This window comes from Marinobacterium mangrovicola (genome assembly GCF_004339595.1).
GTDB classification, from domain to species: Bacteria; Pseudomonadota; Gammaproteobacteria; order Pseudomonadales; family Balneatricaceae; genus Marinobacterium_D; species Marinobacterium_D mangrovicola.
Genome location: NZ_SMFU01000007.1, coordinates 1,557,939 through 1,580,269, shown reverse-complemented (window position 1 = coordinate 1,580,269; position 22,331 = coordinate 1,557,939). Strand labels below are relative to the sequence as shown.

General features: G+C 55.2%; 19 protein-coding genes. 14 read left to right on the top strand and 5 right to left on the bottom strand.

The genetic code is table 11. The features are described from left to right. The first annotated feature begins 2 nt into the window (after positions 1–2). The 8 genes from sdhA to CLV83_RS08075 all read left to right on the top strand — a co-directional run bounded on the left by sdhA (position 3) and on the right by CLV83_RS08075 (position 10,997). Entirely contained in the window at positions 3–1,775 is a 1,773-nt protein-coding gene (sdhA, locus tag CLV83_RS08110; RefSeq protein ID WP_132289984.1) for a succinate dehydrogenase flavoprotein subunit, read from the top strand. A 12-nt stretch (positions 1,776–1,787) separates the two neighbouring features. Continuing rightward, positions 1,788–2,492, top strand: a complete 705-nt coding sequence (locus CLV83_RS08105; RefSeq protein WP_132289981.1) for a succinate dehydrogenase iron-sulfur subunit — start codon at positions 1,788–1,790, stop codon at positions 2,490–2,492. A 298-nt stretch (positions 2,493–2,790) separates the two neighbouring features. Then, positions 2,791–5,622 carry a 2-oxoglutarate dehydrogenase E1 component gene (locus CLV83_RS08100; protein ID WP_132289978.1) on the top strand — a complete coding sequence of 944 codons (2,832 nt, stop codon included), beginning with the start codon at positions 2,791–2,793 and terminating at the stop codon, positions 5,620–5,622. A 46-nt stretch (positions 5,623–5,668) separates the two neighbouring features. Further along, positions 5,669–6,886: a 2-oxoglutarate dehydrogenase complex dihydrolipoyllysine-residue succinyltransferase gene (gene odhB / locus CLV83_RS08095; protein ID WP_132289975.1), complete on the top strand. Its 1,218-nt coding sequence runs from the start codon at positions 5,669–5,671 to the stop codon at positions 6,884–6,886. A gap of 39 nt (positions 6,887–6,925) precedes the next feature. Then, complete coding sequence (lpdA, locus tag CLV83_RS08090) at positions 6,926–8,365, top strand: dihydrolipoyl dehydrogenase (protein WP_132289972.1); 1,440 nt, start codon at positions 6,926–6,928, stop codon at positions 8,363–8,365. A 131-nt stretch (positions 8,366–8,496) separates the two neighbouring features. Next, the gene (gene sucC, locus CLV83_RS08085) at positions 8,497–9,663 is read left to right on the top strand and encodes an ADP-forming succinate--CoA ligase subunit beta (protein ID WP_132289969.1); all 1,167 of its coding nucleotides are present in this window, start codon (positions 8,497–8,499) and stop codon (positions 9,661–9,663) included. Between the two features lie 2 nt (positions 9,664–9,665). Then, positions 9,666–10,547 carry a succinate--CoA ligase subunit alpha gene (gene sucD / locus CLV83_RS08080; RefSeq protein ID WP_104001381.1) on the top strand — a complete coding sequence of 294 codons (882 nt, stop codon included), beginning with the start codon at positions 9,666–9,668 and terminating at the stop codon, positions 10,545–10,547. A 141-nt stretch (positions 10,548–10,688) separates the two neighbouring features. Next, complete coding sequence (locus CLV83_RS08075) at positions 10,689–10,997, top strand: c-type cytochrome (RefSeq protein ID WP_132289966.1); 309 nt, start codon at positions 10,689–10,691, stop codon at positions 10,995–10,997. 9 nt (positions 10,998–11,006) lie between these two features. Here the strand turns inward: CLV83_RS08075 and CLV83_RS08070 are convergent, their stop codons facing one another. After that, positions 11,007–12,221: an EAL and HDOD domain-containing protein gene (locus CLV83_RS08070; RefSeq protein WP_132289963.1), complete on the bottom strand. Its 1,215-nt coding sequence runs from the start codon at positions 12,219–12,221 to the stop codon at positions 11,007–11,009. A gap of 223 nt (positions 12,222–12,444) precedes the next feature. Between CLV83_RS08070 and CLV83_RS08065 the strand changes: the two genes are divergently transcribed. Beyond that, a complete protein-coding gene (locus CLV83_RS08065; protein WP_132289960.1) occupies positions 12,445–13,347 on the top strand; it encodes a GGDEF domain-containing protein in 903 nt (300 codons plus the stop codon). A 20-nt stretch (positions 13,348–13,367) separates the two neighbouring features. Here the strand turns inward: CLV83_RS08065 and hisC are convergent, their stop codons facing one another. Then, positions 13,368–14,447 (bottom strand): histidinol-phosphate transaminase, encoded by a 1,080-nt coding sequence (gene hisC / locus CLV83_RS08060; RefSeq protein ID WP_132289957.1) that lies wholly within the window; start codon positions 14,445–14,447, stop codon positions 13,368–13,370. A 180-nt stretch (positions 14,448–14,627) separates the two neighbouring features. On the opposite strand from hisC, the gene CLV83_RS08055 reads away from it, so the two are divergent. Next, a complete protein-coding gene (locus CLV83_RS08055; RefSeq protein ID WP_132289953.1) occupies positions 14,628–15,380 on the top strand; it encodes a GGDEF domain-containing protein in 753 nt (250 codons plus the stop codon). 8 nt (positions 15,381–15,388) lie between these two features. Here CLV83_RS08055 and CLV83_RS08050 read toward each other — a convergent pair whose 3' ends face one another. Next, positions 15,389–15,868, bottom strand: a complete 480-nt coding sequence (locus tag CLV83_RS08050; RefSeq protein WP_132289950.1) for a MarR family winged helix-turn-helix transcriptional regulator — start codon at positions 15,866–15,868, stop codon at positions 15,389–15,391. A gap of 282 nt (positions 15,869–16,150) precedes the next feature. Between CLV83_RS08050 and ectA the strand changes: the two genes are divergently transcribed. From ectA to CLV83_RS08030, 4 genes are all read left to right on the top strand, one after another. Continuing rightward, positions 16,151–16,672: a diaminobutyrate acetyltransferase gene (gene ectA, locus CLV83_RS08045; protein ID WP_207894770.1), complete on the top strand. Its 522-nt coding sequence runs from the start codon at positions 16,151–16,153 to the stop codon at positions 16,670–16,672. Positions 16,673–16,740: 68 nt separating this feature from the next. Then, positions 16,741–18,015, top strand: coding sequence for a diaminobutyrate--2-oxoglutarate transaminase (gene ectB / locus CLV83_RS08040; RefSeq protein WP_132289947.1), 1,275 nt, complete (start codon positions 16,741–16,743; stop codon positions 18,013–18,015). Positions 18,016–18,049: 34 nt separating this feature from the next. Next, positions 18,050–18,457 carry an ectoine synthase gene (locus tag CLV83_RS08035; RefSeq protein ID WP_104001388.1) on the top strand — a complete coding sequence of 136 codons (408 nt, stop codon included), beginning with the start codon at positions 18,050–18,052 and terminating at the stop codon, positions 18,455–18,457. Continuing rightward, a complete protein-coding gene (locus CLV83_RS08030) occupies positions 18,450–19,910 on the top strand; it encodes an aspartate kinase (RefSeq protein ID WP_132289944.1) in 1,461 nt (486 codons plus the stop codon). Before CLV83_RS08035 ends, CLV83_RS08030 begins: the two co-directional genes overlap by 8 nt. A 72-nt stretch (positions 19,911–19,982) precedes the next feature. Here CLV83_RS08030 and CLV83_RS08025 read toward each other — a convergent pair whose 3' ends face one another. Together CLV83_RS08025 and CLV83_RS08020 are read right to left on the bottom strand one after the other, a co-directional pair. Further along, positions 19,983–20,180, bottom strand: a complete 198-nt coding sequence (locus CLV83_RS08025; protein ID WP_132289942.1) for a PA3496 family putative envelope integrity protein — start codon at positions 20,178–20,180, stop codon at positions 19,983–19,985. Between the two features lie 250 nt (positions 20,181–20,430). Further along, positions 20,431–22,164: a PHA/PHB synthase family protein gene (locus CLV83_RS08020; RefSeq protein WP_132289940.1), complete on the bottom strand. Its 1,734-nt coding sequence runs from the start codon at positions 22,162–22,164 to the stop codon at positions 20,431–20,433. Between the last annotated feature and the right edge of the window lie 167 nt (positions 22,165–22,331).

The following is a 22,331-nucleotide window of genomic DNA, read 5'->3' as shown; positions in this document are numbered from 1 at the left end:
ACATGTCTAAACTGCGTACGCTCTCTTTCGACGCTATTGTTGTCGGCGGTGGTGGTGCAGGCATGCGCGCTGCGCTCCAGCTGGCACAGTCCGGCTTGAACACTGCCTGTGTGACCAAGGTTTTCCCGACTCGTTCCCACACTGTATCTGCCCAGGGTGGTATTACCTGTGCGATTGCGAGTGCTGATCCGAACGATGATTGGCGCTGGCACATGTACGATACCGTCAAAGGGTCTGATTACATCGGTGACCAGGACGCTATCGAGTACATGTGCTCTGTGGGCCCCCAGGCGGTATTTGAACTCGACCACATGGGTCTGCCGTTCTCCCGTACTGAAGTAGGCCGCATCTATCAGCGTCCGTTCGGCGGTCAGTCGAAAAACTTCGGTGAGGGTGGTCAGGCTGCCCGTACCTGTGCCGCTGCTGACCGTACCGGTCACGCATTGCTGCACACCTTGTACCAGGCCAACATGAAGGCCGGTACTACCTTCCTGAATGAATGGTACGCGGTCGATCTGGTCAAGAACGCTGACGGCGCTGTCGTTGGTTGTATCGCGATCTGCATCGAGACCGGCGAAACCGTTTATATCAAGGCTAAGGCCACCGTACTGGCTACCGGCGGTGCGGGTCGTATCTACGCTTCCACTACCAACGCCCTGATCAACACCGGTGACGGTGTCGGCATGGCGCTGCGTGCCGGTGTTCCGGCGCAGGATATGGAAATGTGGCAGTTCCACCCGACCGGTATTGCCGGCGCTGGTGTTCTCGTGACCGAGGGTTGCCGCGGTGAGGGTGGCTACCTGATCAACAAGGATGGTGAGCGTTTCATGGAGCGTTATGCTCCGAACGCGAAAGACCTTGCTGGTCGTGACGTTGTTGCCCGTTCCATGATTCTCGAGATTCTTGAAGGTCGCGGTTGCGGTGAAAACGGTGACCACGTTTACCTGAAGCTCGATCATCTGGGTGAAGAAGTTCTGCACTCCCGTCTGCCGGGTATCTGTGAGCTGTCTCAGACCTTCGCTGCTGCGGATCCGGTTAAAGAGCCGATCCCGGTTGTGCCGACCTGCCACTACATGATGGGTGGTCTGGCGACCAATATCGGCGGCCAGGTGCTGGCACCGAACGATAACGGTGAAGATTCCGTTGTTCAGGGTCTGTTTGCCTGTGGTGAGGTTGCCTGTGTATCCGTGCATGGCGCAAACCGTCTGGGTGGTAACTCCCTGCTTGACCTGGTTGTATTCGGTCGTGCGGCGGGACTGCAGATTGAACAGCAGATGCGTGAAGGCTACGAAGTGGCTGGTGCTACCGATGCAGACATCGAAGCGGCTATGGGTCGCCTGAATCGCCTGAACACCAGCACCGGTGGTGAAAGCATCGCTGATGTGCGCAAGGATCTGCAGAACACCATGCAGCTGTACTTCGGTGTATTCCGTGACGGCGAAAGCATGCAGAAGGGTCTTGGTCTGCTGAAAGAGCTCCGAGAGCGCGTTGCCAACGTACATCTGGAAGATAAGAGTCAGGCATTCAATACCTCGCGTATCGAAGCGCTTGAGCTCGAGAACCTGATGGAAGTGGCTGAAGCAACGGCTATTGCTGCGGAAGTGCGGAAAGAGTCTCGCGGTGCTCACGCCCGTAACGACTTTACCGATCGTGATGACGAGAACTGGCTCTGCCACTCTGTCTTCTACCCGCAGGATAAGCACATCGGCAAGCGTGCGGTTAACTTCGCACCGAAGACGATGGATCCGTTCCCGCCGAAAGTACGAACTTATTAAGGGGCTGGTACTATGCTGGTAAGTGTATATCGCTATAACCCTGAAGTTGATGACGCGCCGTACATGCAGGATATCCATATCGATATCCCGGGCGGCAAAGACATCATGGTGCTGGATCTTCTCCAGCTGCTGAAAGAGAAAGATGCGACTCTGGCTTTCCGTCGTTCATGCCGTGAAGGGGTTTGTGGCTCCGACGGTATGAACATGAACGGTAAGAACGGTCTGGCGTGCATCACGCCGCTGTCCCAGGTTGTTGAAGGCGACAAGCTGGTGCTGCGTCCGCTGCCGGGTCTGCCGGTCATTCGTGACCTGGTTGTCGATATGGCTCAGTTCTACAAGCAGTACGAGAAGATCAAGCCGTTCCTGATCAACGATACTCCGGCGCCGGCGATCGAGCGTCTGCAGTCTCCGGAAGAGCGCGCTGAGCTGGATGGTCTGTACGAGTGTATTCTCTGTGCATGCTGTTCTACTGCCTGTCCGTCTTTCTGGTGGAACCCGGATAAGTTTGTTGGGCCGTCTGGTCTGCTGCAGGCTTACCGCTTCCTGGCAGATAGCCGTGATACTGCTACGCGTCAGCGTCTGGCCGAGCTTGATGATCCGTTCAGCGTATTCCGCTGCCACGGCATCATGAACTGCGTCAGCGTCTGTCCGAAAGGGCTGAACCCGACCAAGGCGATCGGTAAGATCCGTACCATGCTGATTCAGCAGGCAACCTGATATTGGTTGAGGATTGAACAGAAAGCGGCACTGAGTGCCGCTTTTTTGCATTTTGGGCCTGCGCAATTCGTCTTTTGTGGAAGGAAAAACAGAATTCGAGGGAACTTTAGTAGTATCCATCCCCGCTAGCTGTGTTAAGGCTCAATGAAAAGTCGTAAAATATTTCCCGCAATTTCACGCGACCCGTTAGATTGCAGCTGAATAACAAATCGGTAATCAGCAGGGGATAGGTATTGATGAGCAGGACATGGTGCACCCTGATCGCGGCCTACGCCCCCAAAGCCAGGGTGATATCATAATGCAAGATGGCATAATGGAGCTGATGTGGAAGAATGCTCACCTGTACGGTGGCAACCTTTCCTACGTCGAGCAACTGTACGAAACCTACCTGATGGACCCGAACGCCGTTCCACAAGAGTGGCGTGAAGAGTTCGACCAGCTTCCCAAAGTTGGTGACAGCATCTCCCAAGATGTTCCCCATTCTCCTATTCGGGAACACTTTCTTTATCTTTCCAAGAACCAGAAGCGCGCTCAGCCCGGTGCTGTCAGCAGCGTAAGCTCCGAGCATGAGAAGAAGCAGGTTCGTGTGCTGCGTATGATCAACGCCTACCGTGTGCGTGGTCACCAGGTGGCACAGATCGACCCGCTTGGACTTCTTGAGCGCGAGCAGGTGCCTGATCTGGAGCCTCGCTTCCATGAGCTGTCTGAAGCGGACTACGACACCGTGTTCCAGCTTGGCTCTCTGTTCTTCGGTAAAGAAGAAGCGCCGTTGAAAGAGATCCTGGCCGATCTTAAGAAGACTTACTGCACCACGGTCGGCGCTGAGTACATGCACATCGTCGATACCCAGGAAAAGCGCTGGATTCAGTCGCGCCTGGAGCCCGTCCGTTCACATCCTGAAGTAGAACAGGATATGAAGATGATGGTGCTGGAGCGTCTGACTGCTGCGGAAGGGCTGGAGAAATATCTCGGCTCCCGTTACGCCGGTGCCAAGCGCTTCGGTCTTGAAGGTGGCGAATCTCTGATCGTTTCCCTGAATACGCTGGTGCGTCGCGCCGGTAAGCAGGGTGCCAAAGAGATCGTTATCGGCATGGCTCACCGTGGTCGCCTGAATACCCTGGTTAACATCTTCGGTAAAAACCCGACCGATCTGTTCGGCGAGTTCGAAGGTAAGAAGCTGGTAGAGAGTTCCGGTGACGTTAAGTACCACCAGGGCTTCTCATCCAACGTGATGACCGATGGTGGCGAAGTTCACCTGGCGATGGCGTTCAACCCGTCTCACCTTGAGATCGCGGCGCCGGTTGTTGTCGGTTCCGTACGTGCACGTCAGGATCGTCGTAATGACGAGAATGGCGATACCGTCGTACCGGTAAATATCCACGGTGATGCGGCGTTCGCAGGTCAGGGCGTGGTTATGGAGACATTCCAGATGTCTCAGACCCGTGCTTACAAAACCGGCGGTACCATCCACATCGTCATCAACAACCAGGTTGGTTTCACCACCTCTCGCAAAGAAGATGCACGCTCTACCGAGTACTGTACTGACGTTGCGAAAATGGTGCAGGCGCCGATCTTCCACGTGAACGGCGATGATCCCGAAGCGGTTCGCTTCGTGACTCAGCTGGCGGTGGATTACCGTCACGAATTCGGCAAAGACGTGGTTATCGACCTGGTCTGCTACCGTCGTCGTGGTCACAACGAAGCTGACGAGCCGTCCGGTACTCAGCCGCTGATGTACTCCAAGATCAAGAACCAGAAATCCACTCGTACGCTTTACGCTGAGCAGTTGGTCGCTGAAAAAGTGATCACTGAAGAGCAGAGCAAGGCGATGGAGAAAGAGTACCGCAGCCAGCTCGAAAACGGTGAGCACGTGGCGCGCGCTCTGGTTAAAGAGCCGAACACCGAACTGTTCGTTGACTGGCGTCCGTACCTGGGTCACCAGTGGAGCTTCGACTGCGATACCCGCGTTGATATGAAACTTCTCCAGGAACTGGCGAACAATATCGCCGAGTACCCGGAAGGCTTCGCGATTCAGCGTCAGGTTCAGAAGATCTACGAAGACCGCAAGAAGATGGCACACGGTGCCATGGAAGCGAACTGGGGCTTCGCCGAAACCCTGGCTTACGCAACCCTGCTTGCAGAAGGCTATCCGGTGCGTCTGACCGGTCAGGATGTAGGTCGTGGTACCTTCTCCCACCGTCATGCGGTGCTGCATAACCAGAAAGATGCCAGCAGCTACGTGCCGCTGCAGAACATCGCGCCGGAACAGCCTGAGTTCGATATCTACGACTCTCTGCTGTCGGAAGAAGCGGTGCTTGGTTTTGAATATGGTTACGCCACCACTACGCCTAACGCGCTGGTGATCTGGGAAGCCCAGTTTGGTGATTTCGCCAACGGTGCCCAGGTGGTAATCGACCAGTTCATCACTTCTGGTGAACAGAAGTGGCAGCGTCTGTGCGGTCTGACCATGCTTCTGCCGCACGGTTTTGAAGGTCAGGGGCCGGAACACTCTTCAGCACGTCTGGAGCGCTTCCTGCAGCTGTCCGCCGAGCACAATATCCAGGTCTGCGTACCGACAACACCGGCTCAGATCTTCCATCTGCTGCGCCGTCAGGTTGTACGTCCGCTGCGCAAGCCGTTGATCGTGATGTCGCCGAAGTCACTGCTGCGTCACAAGCAGGCGGTCTCTTCCCTGGAAGAGCTGGCTGATGGTGGCTTCCAGCCGGTGATCCCGGAAGTGGATGCGATCGATCCGAAGAAAGTTAAACGCCTCGTTATGTGTAGCGGTAAGGTTTACTACGATCTGTACAACCGTCGCACCGAACTGGCGAAAGATGATGTTGCTATCGTCCGTATCGAGCAGCTGTACCCGTTCCCGGAAGAGATTCTGCTGGAAACGATCAGCGAGTACACCAACCTGGAAACAGTGGTCTGGTGTCAGGAAGAGCCGATGAACCAGGGCGCGTGGTACTGCAGTCAGCACCACATGCGCAACGTGCTGCATAAGCACAATGCCAAGCTCTACCTCGAGGGTGTAGGTCGTCCGCACGCCGCGGCACCGGCTGTAGGTTACATCTCGGTTCACCTCGAGCAGCAGGAACAGCTGGTCAACGAAGCAATCAACGGTTAATGACAGTTCGTTAGCATAGAAACGAGCACCATATAAAGGAAACAGCATGTCCATCGATATCAAAGCACCGACATTCCCGGAGTCCGTAGCGGACGGTACTGTTGCAACCTGGCACAAGCAGCCTGGTGAGGCTTGCTCAGCTGACGATCTTATCGTAGATATCGAGACCGATAAGGTCGTTCTTGAAGTGGTTGCACCGGCAGACGGTGTGATCAAGGAAATCGTTAAAAACGAAGGCGATACTGTCCTGAGCGACGAAGTTATCGCAATCTTCGAAGAGGGTGCTGCGGGTGCGTCTGCGCCGGCTAAAGAAGAAGCAGCACCGGCGGCGGCAGAAACCACCACCGCCGCAGCGGGCGAAACTGGCGATGGCGACAAGGTCGGCCCGGCAGCACGCAAGCTGATCGAAGAAAACAACCTGGATGCCAGCCAGATTCCGGCTACCGGTAAAGGTGGCGGTATCACCAAGGAAGACGTTCAGAACTTCCTGAAAAACAAGCCGGCGGCTCCGGCTGCCAAGCCTGCTGCAGCGGCTGCTCCGGTTAATGTTCCGGCTGGCGAGCGCACCGAGAAGCGCGTTCCGATGACCCGCCTGCGTGCAACCATCGCCAAGCGCCTGGTTGAAGCTCAGCAGAATGCTGCCATGCTGACGACTTACAACGAAGTCAACATGAAGCCGGTCATGGATCTGCGTTCGCAGTACAAAGATCTGTTCGAGAAGACTCACAACGGTACCCGTCTGGGCTTCATGTCCTTCTTCGTGAAGGCGGCTACCGAAGCGCTGAAGCGTTTCCCGGCTGTGAACGCCTCTATCGACGGTAACGACATGGTTTACCATGGTTACCAGGATATCGGTGTTGCCGTATCTACCGATCGTGGCCTGATGGTTCCGGTTCTGCGTGATACCGACAGCATGAGCCTGGCCGACATCGAAGGCACTATCCGTGACTTCGGCGCACGCGGTCGTGACGGCAAGCTGGGCATGGATGACATGCAGGGTGGTACCTTCACTATCACCAACGGTGGTGTGTTCGGTTCCCTGATGTCTACTCCGATCCTGAACCCGCCGCAGACTGCGATTCTGGGTATGCACAAAATCCAGGAACGCCCGATGGCCGTGAACGGCGAAGTTGTGGTTCTGCCGATGATGTATCTGGCGCTGTCATACGATCACCGTATGATTGATGGTAAGGAAGCAGTACAGTTCCTGGTCACCATCAAGGACCTCCTGGAAGATCCGGCCCGTATGCTGCTGGATATCTAATCGAGCCCACAATCGAACGAGAGAGAACAGGATTAAGTAATGGCAGATAAATTTGATGTAATTGTTGTTGGCGCCGGCCCCGGCGGATATGTAGCTGCTATTCGCGCAGCACAGCTGGGTCTGAAAACTGCCTGTGTCGAGAAGTGGGTTGACGACAAAGGTACCGCTGTACTGGGTGGCACTTGCCTGAACGTCGGTTGTATCCCGTCCAAGGCGCTGCTTGAAACTACTCATAAGCTGCATGAAGCTCAGCACGGTTTTGCTGCTCAGGGTATCGTCGCTGACAACGTTCAGATCGATACCAAGAAAATGGTTGAGCGCAAGGACCAGATCGTTAAGAACCTGACCGGCGGTATCGGTGGTCTGTTCAAGGCGAACGGCGTGACCCTGCTGCAGGGTACCGGCAAACTGCTGGCTGGCAAAAAAGTGGAAGTGACCGACAAAGACGGTAACGTTTCCACTCACGACGCGGACAATGTGATCCTGGCATCCGGTTCTGTACCGGTTGAGATCCCGCCGGCTCCGCTGACCGAAGGTCTGATCCTGGATAACGCCGGTGCGCTGGATATTGATGAGACACCTAAGCGTCTCGGTATCATCGGTGCAGGTGTTATCGGTCTGGAAATGGGCTCAATCTGGGCTCGTTGTGGCTCTGAGGTCACCGTGCTTGAAGCGATGGATGACTTCCTGTCTCTGGCGGACATCGATGTCGCCAAAGAAGCCAAGAAACTGCTGACCAAGCAGGGTCTGGACATCAAACTGGGTGCGCGCTGCACCGGTACTGAAATCGTCGATGGAAAAGAGGTGAAAGTTAAGTACACCGATTCCAACGGCGAGCAGGAACTGGTCGTCGACAAGCTGATCGTAGCGGTTGGCCGTCGTCCGCAGACCCAGGGACTCCTTTCTGAAGATTCCGGCGTTAAGCTGGATGAGCGTGGCTTCATCTTCGTTGATGAAAGCTGCCGCACTGACGCACCGGGCGTCTACGCGATCGGTGATTCCGTTCGTGGCCCGATGCTCGCACACAAGGCCTCGGAAGAGGGCATCATGGTAGTGGACATCATTGCCGGCCATAAAGCCGCAATGAATTATGACTGCATACCGAACATCATCTACACCTTCCCGGAGCTGGCCTGGGTCGGTAAGACTGAGCAGGAGCTCAAGTCTGAGGGTGTAAAATATAAAGTCGGCAAATTCCCGTTTGCGGCATCAGGTCGTGCGATGGCAGCTAATGCCACCGAAGGCTTCGTGAAAATGATCGCTGACGAAGCGACTGACCGCATTCTGGGTGTTCATATTGTTGGCGGCATCGCATCCGAGCTGATCGCTCAGGGTGTGATCGCGATGGAGTTCTCCTCCAGCGCGGAAGACCTGCAGCTGACCATCTTCGCTCACCCGACCGTGAGTGAAGCGGTTCACGAAGCTGCACTGGCTGTGGATGGTCACGCTATCCACGTCGCCAACCGTAAGAAGCGTTAAATCCTGAGGGTTGCGCTGCAAGACGGCCGGGCCACAAGCCCGGCCTGATGTGGCAGCATCATTATAAGCAGACACGGGGCTGCACATTCGCGGCCCGTGTATGAATAACCGACACAATAACGGATTAGAGCATGAACCTTCACGAGTACCAGGGTAAACAGCTGTTTGCCGCCTATGGTCTGCCGGTTTCCAAAGGGATTGCGGTAGATACTCCGGAAGCAGCAGTAGAAGCAGCCAAGCAGATTGGCGGAGACAAGTGGGTCGTTAAGGCTCAGGTACACGCCGGCGGCCGCGGTAAAGCGGGCGGTGTGAAACTGGTCGACAGCCCGGAAGAAGCTAAAGCCTTCGCTGAAAAATGGCTCGGCGAGCGTCTGGTAACTTACCAGACAGACGCTAACGGTCAGCCGGTTTCCAAGATCCTGGTTGAAACCTGCACCGATATCGCCAACGAACTCTACCTGGGTGCCGTTGTTGACCGCTCCAGCCGCCGTATCGTCTTCATGGCGTCTACCGAAGGTGGTGTGGAAATCGAGAAAGTTGCTGAAGAGACTCCGGAAAAGATTCTCAAGGCAACCATCGACCCGCTGACCGGCGCTCAGCCGTATCAGGGTCGTGAGCTGGCGTTCAAACTGGGCCTGAAAGGCGACCAGATCAAGCAGTTCACCAAGATCTTCATGGGTCTGGCGAAAATGTTTGAAGAGAAAGATCTCGCGCTGCTCGAAATCAACCCGCTGGTTATCACCGACCAGGGCAATCTGCACTGCCTGGATGCAAAAGTCGTGATCGACGGTAACTCCGTTTATCGCCACAAGGATATCCAGGAAATGCACGATCCTTCTCAGGACGACGAGCGTGAAGCCCGCGCTGCTGAGTGGGACCTGAACTACGTTGCACTGACCGGTAACATCGGTTGCATGGTTAACGGCGCAGGCCTGGCCATGGGTACCATGGATATCGTTTCCCTGCACGGCGGTTTCCCGGCCAACTTCCTCGACGTTGGTGGTGGTGCGACCAAAGAGCGTGTTACCGAAGCGTTCAAGATCATCCTTGAAGACAGCAACGTTAAAGCCGTACTGGTTAACATCTTCGGCGGTATCGTTCGTTGTGACCTGATTGCCGAAGGTATCATCGGCGCGGTCAAGGAAGTGGGTGTGAGCGTACCGGTTGTGGTACGTCTGGAAGGTAACAACGCAGATCTGGGTTCCAAGCTCCTGTCCGAGTCTGGCCTGGATATCATCGCAGCGACCAGCCTGACCGACGCGGCTCAGCAGGCGGTTAAAGCAGCGGGGGGTAAATAATCATGTCCGTACTGATTAATAAAGACACCAAAGTAATCTGTCAGGGTTTCACTGGTGGTCAGGGTACCTTCCACTCTGAACAGGCGATCGCTTACGGCACCAAGATGGTTGGTGGCGTAACTCCGGGCAAAGGTGGCACTGAGCACCTGGGTCTGCCGGTATTCAACACTGTTGCTGAAGCCGTTGAAGCCACTGGCGCTGAAGCTTCTGTTATCTACGTTCCGGCTGCTTTCTGTAAGGATTCCATCCTGGAAGCTGCTAACGCAGGTATCAAGCTGATCGTTTGTATCACTGAGCACATCCCGGTTATGGATATGCTGCAGTGCAAGGTTAAGTGTGACGAGCTGGGCGTGCGCCTGATCGGTCCGAACTGCCCGGGTGTTATCACTCCGGGTGAGTGCAAGATCGGTATCATGCCGGGTCACATCCATCTGCCGGGTAAAGTCGGTATCGTTTCCCGTTCAGGTACCCTGACTTACGAAGCGGTCAAGCAGACTACTGATGCTGGCTTCGGTCAGTCTACCTGTGTTGGTATCGGTGGCGACCCGATCCCGGGCTCTAACTTCATCGACATCCTGGAAATGTTCCAGAATGATCCGCAGACCGAAGCGATCGTGATGATCGGTGAAATCGGCGGTTCTGCTGAAGAAGAAGCGGCTGCCTACATCAAGGCAAACGTCACCAAGCCGGTGGTTTCTTACATCGCTGGTGTTACCGCTCCTCCGGGCAAGCGCATGGGTCACGCTGGTGCGATCATCTCTGGCGGTAAAGGTACTGCTGACGAGAAGTTTGCAGCACTGGAAGACGCTGGTGTTAAGACTGTGCGTTCCCTGGCCGACATCGGCAAGGCGCTGTCTGAACTGACTGGCTGGGAAATGAAGTAATTCTTTTCTGGTAGTGAAAAAGGCGACTTAGGTCGCCTTTTTTTGTGTCCGAATAGTCACGAAAACCTGATTTAAGCCCTTTTAACTCCTGGGGGTATCTGTTTTGATAGCAGTATCACTCATTAAGATAAGGGGTCGTTGATGAAGCGTCTGTTGGTTGGGCTCTCTTTGGGTAGTGCGTTATTTCTCGCAGGTCAGGTGGTCAATGCGCAGACGGCCGATGAAATAGTGAACAAGCATTGCGTGGCTTGTCACAAGGCTGGTACGGCGGGGGCGCCGAAACTGGATGATGCGGCTGCCTGGGCGCCGCGACTTGAAACGGGTATGGATGCAATGCTCGCTACCGTGAAAGCGGGTAAGGGGGCGATGCCGCGTATGGGTACCTGTATGAAATGTACCGACGATGAGTTAAAGGCGGCAATCGATCTGATGACTCAGCAGGTGCGTTAGTACTGCACGCTACTCAAGGCAGGTCATGGTCTCGTTTGCCCATGCCAGGGCCTGCAGATAGGACTCCTCGTAGACGTCAAGTTCGGCGCTGGGAAGATTTGCCCAGTCGCCGTCGCAAAGCGCGTAGGCGTTACCTATCAGCTCGCCAAGGGGGCCGCGGCCGTCCCTGACGGCATCTTTTATATCTTCACCGATGGTAATTTCGGTGAGTAGCTGTTCCCGATCGATATCCAGAGCCGCGTCCAGTCTATAAAGCAGTGCGCTGAGAAAGGCGCTGCTGATTGGTATATCTGGGCTATTAAGGCGTATTGCGACCAGCTCGCTCAGGCGTGCTGCGATCAATATTTGTCGTGTCAGTTCGGGCGGTTTTCTTTTCTGACCCGACAGGGCGATCAGCGATATCCATTTTCGCACTTCGTTCAGGCCAAGAATAACGATCGCTTCGTGAACGCTATTGATCGGATGCTGCATTGCCAGCGCGGCAGAGTTGACTATTTTCAGCAGGCGGTAGGTGAGAGTTGGGTCTTGTTCGATCAGATCGGTAACACGGATATCGTCTGGATCCGCACGATTGAGTTCTGCGACGAGCTGTAACAGCACCGCCTCATTACTTTCCAGGCGCCGTCCGGCGACAATCTCGGGTCGCTGCAGAAAATACCCCTGAAACAGTTTGAAGCCTAGCGCTATGCATTCGCGAAGCTGATCATAGGTTTCGATCTTTTCTGCCAGCAACGTCGCGCGAAACTTTTTCAGGTGGCCGATGTTGGCCCGGACCTTGTCCATTCCCAGCGCCAGAATATCCAGTTTAATGATATCGGCCAGTGCTAATAGGGGGTCATAATCCGGGCTGTAAACAAAGTCGTCCAGTGCGATACGGTAGCCCGCCTGTTTATAGCGGGTCACGGCTTCGAGCAGGGTTGAGTCGACTTTGACGTCCTCCAGGACTTCAATGACAAGGTGTTTGTGGGACATTGAGGGGAGGGCATCGGACTCGAACATTTCGCGCGGGAGGTTGAGGAACGCCGGCAGTTTTTTCGGCTCCTGGTTTTCAATAATGCTGGTGTAAGCGTTGATCAGGACCGCAGAGGTGGCTTGATGACCGTTGAAAATCTTGGCGACGGAGGGTTCATCGTCGGAGCGATAAAGCAGTTCATAGGCAACAACGTTGAGCTCCCGGTCGAAAATTGGTTGTCTTGCCATAAGTATCTGAGACGTCGCTGTCACATTGTTACCCTCCTCTTTGCAGCAATGTCACCATAATTTCAAGGGACGGGCAACGCGTTTGCTGATTGCGCGTCGCTGATGGGTAGGGGTTGTCGCTGTAGTTAATTTGCGACAGCTTGTTTTTGGTTCTTCTTTGAAGTTGTGCTTTTTTCCGGTAGTTTTCTGTTAGGTGTCTAAAGTGCCTCATAACAACAACGGCGGCATTAGCCGGGGAGAATGTGGGATGAGTCAGGATGTTTCCGCCAGCGCTGGGCGTTTCGATGCGTTGCTGCAGGTTAACCGTGATCTGGTGATGGTCTTGAAAGACGGCGTCGTGGATATTTGTCACGCCGGTGAGTCTGAGTGGCTGTTGGAGTCGGTGTTGATCGGAGGAAGTCTGGATGAGATGCTGCCGGCGGATCTGCTGGTATCCGTGAAGGGCGCCATAGAGCGCGCTTTGGCATCGCCGGGTCAACTACAGTCTCTGGAGTATGTGCTCAGGCCCGAACAGGTGCCGGTTTTTCGGGAGGCGGGCTTGCGTGAGCCAACCTGGTTTGATGCTCGAATTCTCGCTGCTGAAGACGGGGAGGTTTTCTGGAGCGCGCGCGACATAAACGATAGTAAAAAGCTTCAGCGCAAGGTGACGAATCAGGCGCAGAGAGATCCGCTGACTGGGTCTTATAACCGCCGTGCTCTGATGACCGTCATGGAGCAAACGGTGGCTCAGGCGTTGCGTTACGACTGGGTCTGCAGTGTCATGATTATTGATGTAGATGACTTTAGTCGGATTAATGATCAGCAGGGGTGGGACGCCGGTGATCAGCTGCTGCAGCAGATCGTGAGCGGGATTCACAAGCTCAAGCGCACCGCTGATTTCCTTGCGCGTTATGGTGATGATCAGTTGGTGCTATTACTCCCTGAGACCAATCATGAGCAGGGAGTGGCGGCCGGTGAGCGGGTGCGGCGCTTAATTGCAGAGATGGAGATGCCTTATCCGACCGGTGACATCACCTGCACAGCCAGCGTAGGTGTGGCGGGTCTGTTGGGTCCTGAAGATGGTGCTACAGCGATGCTTAAGCGGGCTGAGGAGAATCTCTTTGTGGCCCGCAGCAGTGGTGGTAACAGGGTGGAGGGTGAATCGATTTAATGCAATGGGTGACCGGCGCCTCAGGGCGCCGGTTTTGTCTCTATGGCGGGGTGCTGCTTAAGCGTGTCGATCAGCAGCTGCATCTCTGTATCGGTGCCTACGGTGATACGCAGGTAATTGGCAATGAGTGGTTTGCTGAAGTGGCGCACCAGGATATTGCGCTCACGCAGGTAGGCCATTAACTCACTGCCCGCAAGTTCGCGGTGCTTGGCGAACAGGAAGTTTGTCGCGGAAGGGAGTACCTCAAAGCCCAGTGTTTCCAGTGCTTGGCGAGTTTGCTCCCGCGTAGCGATGATCTGCGCGCAGGTTTGTTCGAAGTAGTTCTTGTCCGACAGTGAGGCGCAGGCCGCCTCGATCGCCAGCATATCGAGCGGGTAGGAGTTGAAGCTGTTTTTGACGCGCTCCAGTCCATCAATCAGTTCTGCCGAGCCGATGGCGTAGCCGATCCTCAATCCTGCCAGAGAGCGTGATTTGGAGAAGGTCTGCACGACCAGCAGATTAGGGAACTGATCAACCAGGCTGGCCGCGGATTCGGCACCGAAATCCACGTAGGCTTCATCTACCAGTACGACGCTATCCCTGTTACGTTCCAGCAGCGTTTTGATCGCGCTCAGGGGGAGTGCAACGCCGGTGGGGGCGTTGGGGTTGGCGAAGATGATACCGCCGTTTTCACTGGGGTAGTTGTCCAGTTCGATCTGAAAGTCCGACGTCAGCGGGATCTTGGTGTGCTCGATGGCAAACAGGTTGGCGTAGACGTCGTAGAAACTGTAGGTGGTTTCCGGCATCAGCAGTGGCTTCGGCTGGCGGAAAAACGCCATAAATGCCAGCGCCAGCACTTCATCGGAGCCGTTGCCGACAAAAATCTTGGATGTCTCGGTGCTGAACTCTGCGGCAAGTGCCTGTTTCAGCGTCGATGCGTCAGGGTCGGGGTAGAGCCTCAGGCGCTCGGTATTGAACGCCTGGATCACCGCGGTCACTGCAGGTGCCGGAGGATAGGGGTTCTCATTGGTATTGAGCTTGGTGAGATTCGCAATACGTGGCTGCTCTCCCGGCGTGTAGGGAACCAGGGATTCAATTGCGGGACTCCAGAATTTGCTCATGATCTGTACGTGTGCCTGAGGACTGCGATAAATGAGGCGGAGAAGGATAGCAGATTGCGTAATCGCTGGCGAGAAAGGGCTTTAGACGGGCTCTAAAGTAGTAATGAGAATTACTGTATTCAGCGGGCTACTGGCTGGTAAAATGGGCCAACATTGTCTCCAAAATTGGACGTTAATAGATTGCCTCGATTCACACATAAGTATCTCGATATACGTCGCCTGATCGGCGAGCTGGTATTGGCCGTTCTGTTGCTGGTGCTGGTGTTTCTGTTGACCGCCCGGTTCGATGTGAGTGAGTGGCTTATGGAGTGGGCAATGAGGCATGAGGCTTATGAGCTGGACGATATTCTATTGAGCGTTCTCATTGTCGGCCCTGTCTATCTGCTGGTATTCGCCTGGCGGCGTCATCGGGAGATGGGGAAGCTTGTCGAAGAGGCGAATACGGATGTTCTCACAGGGATTCTTAATCGCCGCCGTGCCATGGAGCTGCTTACGCGCGAGGTGCGTCGATCTCACCGTTACCATCGTCAGCTATCGGTCATACTTTTCGATATCGATCACTTTAAACAGATCAACGATCAGTTCGGTCATCCTGCGGGTGATCGGGTGTTGCAGTCATTTGCCAATCTCGCATCGGCGCGCATGCGTGATCTGGATCTTATGGCGCGTACTGGTGGCGAGGAATTTATGGTGATCGCTACAGAAACCGGAGGCGAAGGGGCGGTAGAGCTGGCGGAGCGATTGCGCTCCGCGGTAGAAACCACCAGCTTCGGCATTGATCAGGCGGTGACCGCGAGCTTTGGGGTATCTCAGTTGCGCCCTGGCGAGAGCTCGGCCACCTTGATGCAGCGTGCCGATGAGCGCTTGTATTGGGCGAAGCGGGGTGGGAGGAATCGGGTATCGGGCCCCGGCGCTACGGCGGCGAAGCCCTGAGGAAGGAGTTACTGTATCGGTCGGTCCAGGGCGCCGATGTCGAGCATCGGGGCCGCATCGATCTGATCGGCCTCCAGCAGGCCTGAGATCTGCTGTAACGACGCAATGATCATTGACTGTTCCCAGTCTTTAAGTCCCTCAAATTGTCCAACAAAGCGGTCCTGCAGTGTGGTAGGGGCCGATTTGAGTAGCTCGATGCCCGCATGGGTCGGGCACGCCAACACCTTGCGTTTGTCGGTCTGACTGCGCTCCCTTCTGACCAGTCCTTTCAGCTCCAGTCGGTCCAGAATGCTGGTGACTGTAGCCTGGGCCAGGTTCATCTTCTTAGCCAGAATGCCGATGGTGATCGCACCCTCGGCATCCAGTGTCTGCATGGTCATTAACTGAGGCATGGTCAGCCCGGTGATCCGGCTGAGCTGCTTATCGTGCATGTCTGTTACGCGAATTATCTGGCGCAACAGCACCAGAACGTCCTGACTCTTCGGCATATCTTTCCAGGTTTTATCTTCTGCATCTAACGAGATAGCGGAGTTTTTAGCCTGATTCATGGAACCTTGCAATAAAAAGCTGTCTTACGAATTTAAATCTATTGTAACGCTAAGCAAATTAAAATGACACGTTAGACCCCGGTATTTGGCTCTATGCGGCGAATAATAAGGGTTTTTTCGAAAATCCTAGCTATCGTAAAGCGAACGAAAGTCGAGGTTGATTAACGCTCTGCGATATGTTTTACAATAAAAACCATCGTAAGGCTAAATATTCAGGACGCTATGAATACCAACAAAATGAAGATCAAGTTTCGTAAGCCGAATTCCCGTGATGGTGCTGCGGTGTACAACCTGATCAAACGCTGCCCGCCACTGGATACCAATTCAATGTATTGCAACCTGCTGCAGTGCGGCGACTTCGCCGACACCTCTATTGCAGCGTTTGACGACAAGGGCAAGATGATCGGATTCATCTCCGGTTATCGCCCGCCGGCTCGTCGGGAGACCCTGTTTGTCTGGCAGGTTGCGGTTTGTCCTTCCGCGCGTGGTCAGAAGCTCGGTAATCGTATGTTGATGGAGCTGGCTGATCGTCTCTCCGACGACGGTGTCGAGTACATCGAGACCACGATCACGCCGGATAACAAAGCATCGCAGGCGATGTTCGCGCGTTTCTTCGCTGCCTTGAGCGCTCCGGTTGAAAAGAGCGTCAAGTTCGCCAGCGATGACCACTTCGATGGCGCGCACGATGACGAGGAGCTGTATCGCGCTGGTCCGTTCAAGCTGTCGGTAGCCCTGGCGTCGTAAGCGGCATCGCACGTACGAAGTAAGAAGTGAAGTAAAGAGCAAGTAATTAACTCAATCAGGAGTTTGTAATGAGTATTTTTGAGCAGGTTGAATCAGAAGTTCGTTCCTATTGCCGTTCGTTCCCTGTGGTATTCAACCAGGCCCGCGGGGCTGAGCTCACTACTGAAGAGGGTCGTACCTACATCGATTTTCTGGCGGGTGCAGGCACTCTGAACTATGGACATAACCACCCGGAGCTGCGTGAAGCGCTGATCGAATACATCAGCTCCGAGGGTATCACTCACGGTCTGGACATGATGTCTTCTGCAAAGGCTCGCTTCCTTGAGTCTTTCCAGCAGTACATCCTGAAACCGCGTGACATGGATGATTTTCGTGTCATGTTCACCGGACCGACTGGCACCAACGCGGTTGAGGCTGCCATGAAGCTGGCCCGTAAGGTGAAAGGGCGCCCGACCATCGCGGCGTTCACCAACGGTTTCCACGGTTGCAGCGCCGGTGCGTTGGCCGCGACAGGTAACCAGCACCACCGCGGTGGTATGGGCACGTCTCTGAATGATGTGTTCCGCCTGCCGTTCGACGGCTACCTCGGTGAAGGGGTCGACACCACCGAATATTTCGAAAAGCTGCTGGAAGATCCGAGCAGCGGTCTTGATCACCCGGCGGCGGTTATCGTTGAAACCGTGCAGGGTGAGGGTGGCCTGAATGCGGCTAATGCCCAGTGGCTGCGTAACCTGGAAGCTGTATGTCGTCGTCACGACATGCTGCTGATCGTCGATGATATCCAGGCGGGTTGTGGTCGTACCGGTCACTTCTTTAGCTTTGAAGAAGCCGGCATCAAACCCGATATCGTTACACTGTCCAAGTCACTCAGCGCCTATGGTCTGCCGTTTGCGGCAGTGACCTACCGTGGTGAGCTGGATATCTGGACCCCGGGTGAGCATAACGGCACCTTCCGTGGTAACAACCTGGCATTTGTCACTGCTGCCAAGGCGTTCGAACTGTTCTGGAGCGACAAGGCATTCGCCGAAGAGGTGCAGCAGAAAGCTCACCATCTGCGTGCGGGTCTGGAAAAACTGATTCGCAATCACGGCCCTTCGACTCTGAAGCTGAAAGGACGTGGTCTGATGAGCGGTATCGAGTGCCCGGATGGCGAGCTGGCCTCCGCTGTTATTCGTGAAGCCTTTGAAAACGGACTGGTTATCGAAACCAGTGGCGCCCATGACCAGGTTGTTAAATGCCTGGTGCCGCTGACGATTACTCAGGCCCAGATCGATTTTGGCCTGAATGTGCTTGATCAGGCGTTTGCCAAGGCTGTATCTGAGCGCCAGAAGAAAGCCTCATAAGTTAACCCGTTTTCAAGACAAGGATTTTTACACGATGATCGTACGTACACTGGCAGAATGTGAAGAGAACGGCCGCAAGATCTATTCAGAGACCGACACCTGGGACAGCACCCGTATGTCTTTGAAGGATGATGGTATGGGCTTCTCGTTTCACATCACCAACATCTACCCGAACTCCGAGACGCACATCTGGTATCAGAACCACTTCGAAACCGTTTACTGCATCAGCGGTTCCGGTGAGGTTGAGACACTGGCCGATGGCAAGATCCACAAGATCGTGCCTGGAACAGTCTACATTCTGAACAAAAATGATGAGCATCTGCTGCGCGGTGGTCCTGAAGGCATGCAGGTTGCCTGTGCCTTCAACCCGCCACTGAACGGCAAAGAGGTACATGATGAAAACGGAGTTTATCCGGTCGAAGCGGAGGCACTTGATGCCTGATATTGAGAATACTCAGACTGCTCTACACAGTGTCGAAAAGATAGGCGGTACGTCCATGAGTCGGTTTACCGAACTCATGGATACGATCCTGATCGGAGGCCGGAGTGGTGAGGATCTCTATCAGCGTGTCTTCGTTGTTTCCGCCTATGGCGGCATGACCAATCTGCTGCTTGAGCACAAGAAAACTGGTGACCCCGGCGTCTATGGGCGTTTTGCCAATGGTGAGCAGGAGCAGAGCTGGCACGAGTCCCTGGATAAGGTTCGTGATGAGATGCTGGCAATGAACCGCTCGCTGTTCGGTGACTCAACCGCCCGCGGTAAGGCCGATGCCTTTATCACCGAGCGTATCGAGGGTGCACGCAGCTGCATGGATAACCTGCAGGCGCTCTGCCGATATGGCCACTTCCAGCTCACCGACCACCTGTTGCGTGTGCGTGAGATGCTGGCGGCTATCGGTGAAACGCACAGTGCGTTTAACACCGTGCTTGCTTTGCAGGGCGCGGGTGTGAAGGCGCGGCTGGTGGATCTCAGCGGTTGGCATGAGCCGGAACCGCTGGCCTTCGAAGAGATGCTGAAAAGCCATCTCGACGGTATCGATCTGGCCACAGAGTTGCCGATCGTCACTGGCTACACCCACTGCAAAGAGGGTCTGATGAAGACCTTTGACCGTGGTTACAGCGAGATGACGTTCAGCAAGATCGCGACGTTGACCAACGCCCGCGAGGCGGTGATCCACAAGGAGTTCCACCTGAGTACGGCGGATCCCGGTATCGTCGGTCTGGACAATATCGTCACCATCGGCCGTACCAACTACGACGTGGCTGACCAGCTGTCTAACCTCGGTATGGAAGCGATCCACCCGAAAGCGGCCAAAGGCCTGCGTGAGCAGGGGATCGAGCTACGTATCAAGAACGCGTTCGAGCCTGAGCATTCGGGTACGTTGATCAGCCAGGACTACTGCAGTGCAGAGCCCTGTGTCGAGATCATCGCGGGTCGCAGTGGGGTGCTGGCGCTGGAGGTGTTCGATCAGGATATGCTAGGTGATATCGCCTACGAGATCGAGCTGCTGCAGCTGCTGAAAGAACTCAAGGTTTACGTGATCGCGCGTGACTCTGATGCCAACAGCCAGACCTACTACCTGTCCGGCACCCGTAAGATTATCAATCGTGCGGTGCGTCTGATTGGTGAAAAATACAGCGGTGCTGAGGTTCAGCTGCATCGCGTGGCGATTGTTTCCGCCATCGGTTCCGATATGAAGGTACCGGGTATTCTGGCCAAGGCAGTGTCGGCACTGTCTGCCGCTGATATCAGCGTTCAGGCGCTGCATCAGTCGGTGCGTCAGGTCGAGATGCAGGCGATCATTCGCGAACAGGACTATGAAAAAGCGGTTCGCGCCCTGCACCATGCGTTGATCGAGAAAGAGGAGCATGGCGACGTTATCTGCGCTGCCTGATCCCGCCTCTCGCTGGAAATGAATCGGCCCGCTCGGGGAAAACCCGGCGGGCCGATTTTTTTTGATCCTGTATCAGATCCGCTCGTCGAAGTCGTAGCTGTCGTTGAGCTGTCGGGCGAGCGCACGCTCTTCCATCAGATCTTCGATTTGACGACGGCGTTTGCCGTTGTATCTAACGCGTGTCTGTGCGACTTCTTCGTCGTCTGTGAGCTGTTCGCTCCAGTCATCCAGGTCGTCGAGTGAATGATCGACACGTATCTTGGTGCCCATCGGCCTTAATCTCACACTTAAGTTGACAGTGCGCAGCGGGGTTGCTGCAACGTTTCTTTGGTGAGGCTTCAAAACGCCGGATCAATGCACTTACGGCTGCCGGATTTCAGGTGCCTCTGAAACGCGAATATAGAGCAGCCCTGGCGAAATCTGAAAATTAAATTTTGCTATCGAGAAGTGAAAAAATAGCGCCTTATAGCTATCAATGAATCGGGCTACAGGCGCTGGCATACGGACGTTTCAGCCGTTTTTACTTTTCAAAAACATACGTGCCCGGTGCCTTGCAGAGGGGGGCGTAGCCGGCGTCGGTATTTCCCATCTCGGGAGGCGCCACTCGTTCGCCTGAATGTTGTGCCAGCCACTCGCTCCAGGGCTCCCACCAGGAGCCGTCAATGGCTTCGTTGCGCTCGTACCATTGAGATGCGGAGATGTATTTGTCTTCCGGTCGATTCAGTGCCATGCGATAGCGGCGACGGGGGTGTCCGGGCTCGCTGACGATCCCTGCATTGTGGCCGCCGCTGGTGAGTACGAATGTCAGGTCTGTATTTACCAGACCGTGCAGCTTGTAGACGGATCGCCAGGGCGCCACGTGGTCCTTTTCGGTAGCGACGGAAAAGATCGGTACGCGGATATCCCGCAGTGCCACCGGGCCGTCATCAACGATGAAGCGGCCGCTGGCGAGGTCGTTGTGCAGGAACAGGCGGCTAAGGTACTCGGTGTGCATCTTGTACGGCATGCGCGTCGAGTCACTGTTCCAGGCCATCAGGTCGTTCATTGGCGGGCGTTCACCGAGCCAGTATTCGCTGACCATACGGGACCAGAGCAGGTCGTAGGACCTTAGCAGCATGAAGGCGCCAGACATCTGGGTGGTGTCCAGGTAGCCCCGGTCCCACATGATATCTTCCATGTAACTGAGCTGACTCTCGTCGATAAACAGCATCAGTTCGCCGGCCTCGGTGAAATCGGTCTGTGCGGTGAATAGCGACAGGGTTTTCAGGCGATTGTCCTCGTCCCTCGCCATAGCGGCGGCCGTGGTCGCCAGCAGGGTGCCGCCTAGGCAGTAGCCGACGGCGTGGATCTGGCGTTCCGGAACAATAGCGTTGATCGCCTTGAGGGCATCACGAACACCACGGTTGATATAGTCCTTCATCGCCATATCGCGATCGGCCGCATCAGGGTTATGCCAGGAGATCATAAATACCGTATGACCTTTCTCCACCAGGTAGCGGACCATGGAGTTGTGTTCCGACAGATCGAGAATGTAATACTTCATGATCCAGGCGGGGATGATCAGTATCGGTTCGGCGTGGACCGTCTCGGTTTTCGGACTGTACTGAATTAACTCGATGAGGCGGTTACGGTAGACCACCTGGCCTTCGGTGGTGGCCAGGTTTTCCCCGGCGCAGAAACCTTCGCAGCTGGGTGCGCTGCCGGTGGTGTAGTTCTGAATATCCTCGAGCAGGTTCTCCATCCCCTGCACCAGGTTCATGCCGCCGGTCTGGACGGTGCGATCAATAATTTTCGGGTTGGTGAGCGGGAAGTTGGTTGGCGAGAACATATCGAGCCATTGACGCGCGGCGAAGGACACTACATTTTCATGGTGCCGGGAAACGCCGGGAATGCCGGTGGTCGCGTAGTGCCACCACTGTTCCCGCATCAGAAACCCCTGGGCGATAACGTTAAACGGAAACTTGCCCCAGGCCGGGTCGTTGAAGCGGCGATCCTGTTGCAGCGGTTTGATCATCGGTGGCGTAGCAGGATCGGTTGCCGCACGGGCACTCCACACCGAATAGGCAAAATGTTTGCGTGTCAGATTTTCGGCCAGCTCGCCAAATTTACCGGGGGAGTGCAGCAGGTGGATCAACCAGTCCATATAAGCCAGCGACAGAGAAGCAGGGGAGATACCCTGGGTTACTCGCCCCTCGAAGGCATGAATGGCGCGGTCGATATTGTTCTTCAATTCGTTGAACACTGGCGGTTCCATGCTGAACTCCTTCCGTGATGGATAGTGGCGGCACGGCACGGTGGTCTGGCGTTGGATAAATCTGCAGCGAAAAATCCGCAGCGAGTGCCGATGATGGCTCCGTTCATCCTAGTGACAGACCGACAGACGAAGCAAGCCCGCACCTGAGTGTCGCGGCTTTTAGTGAC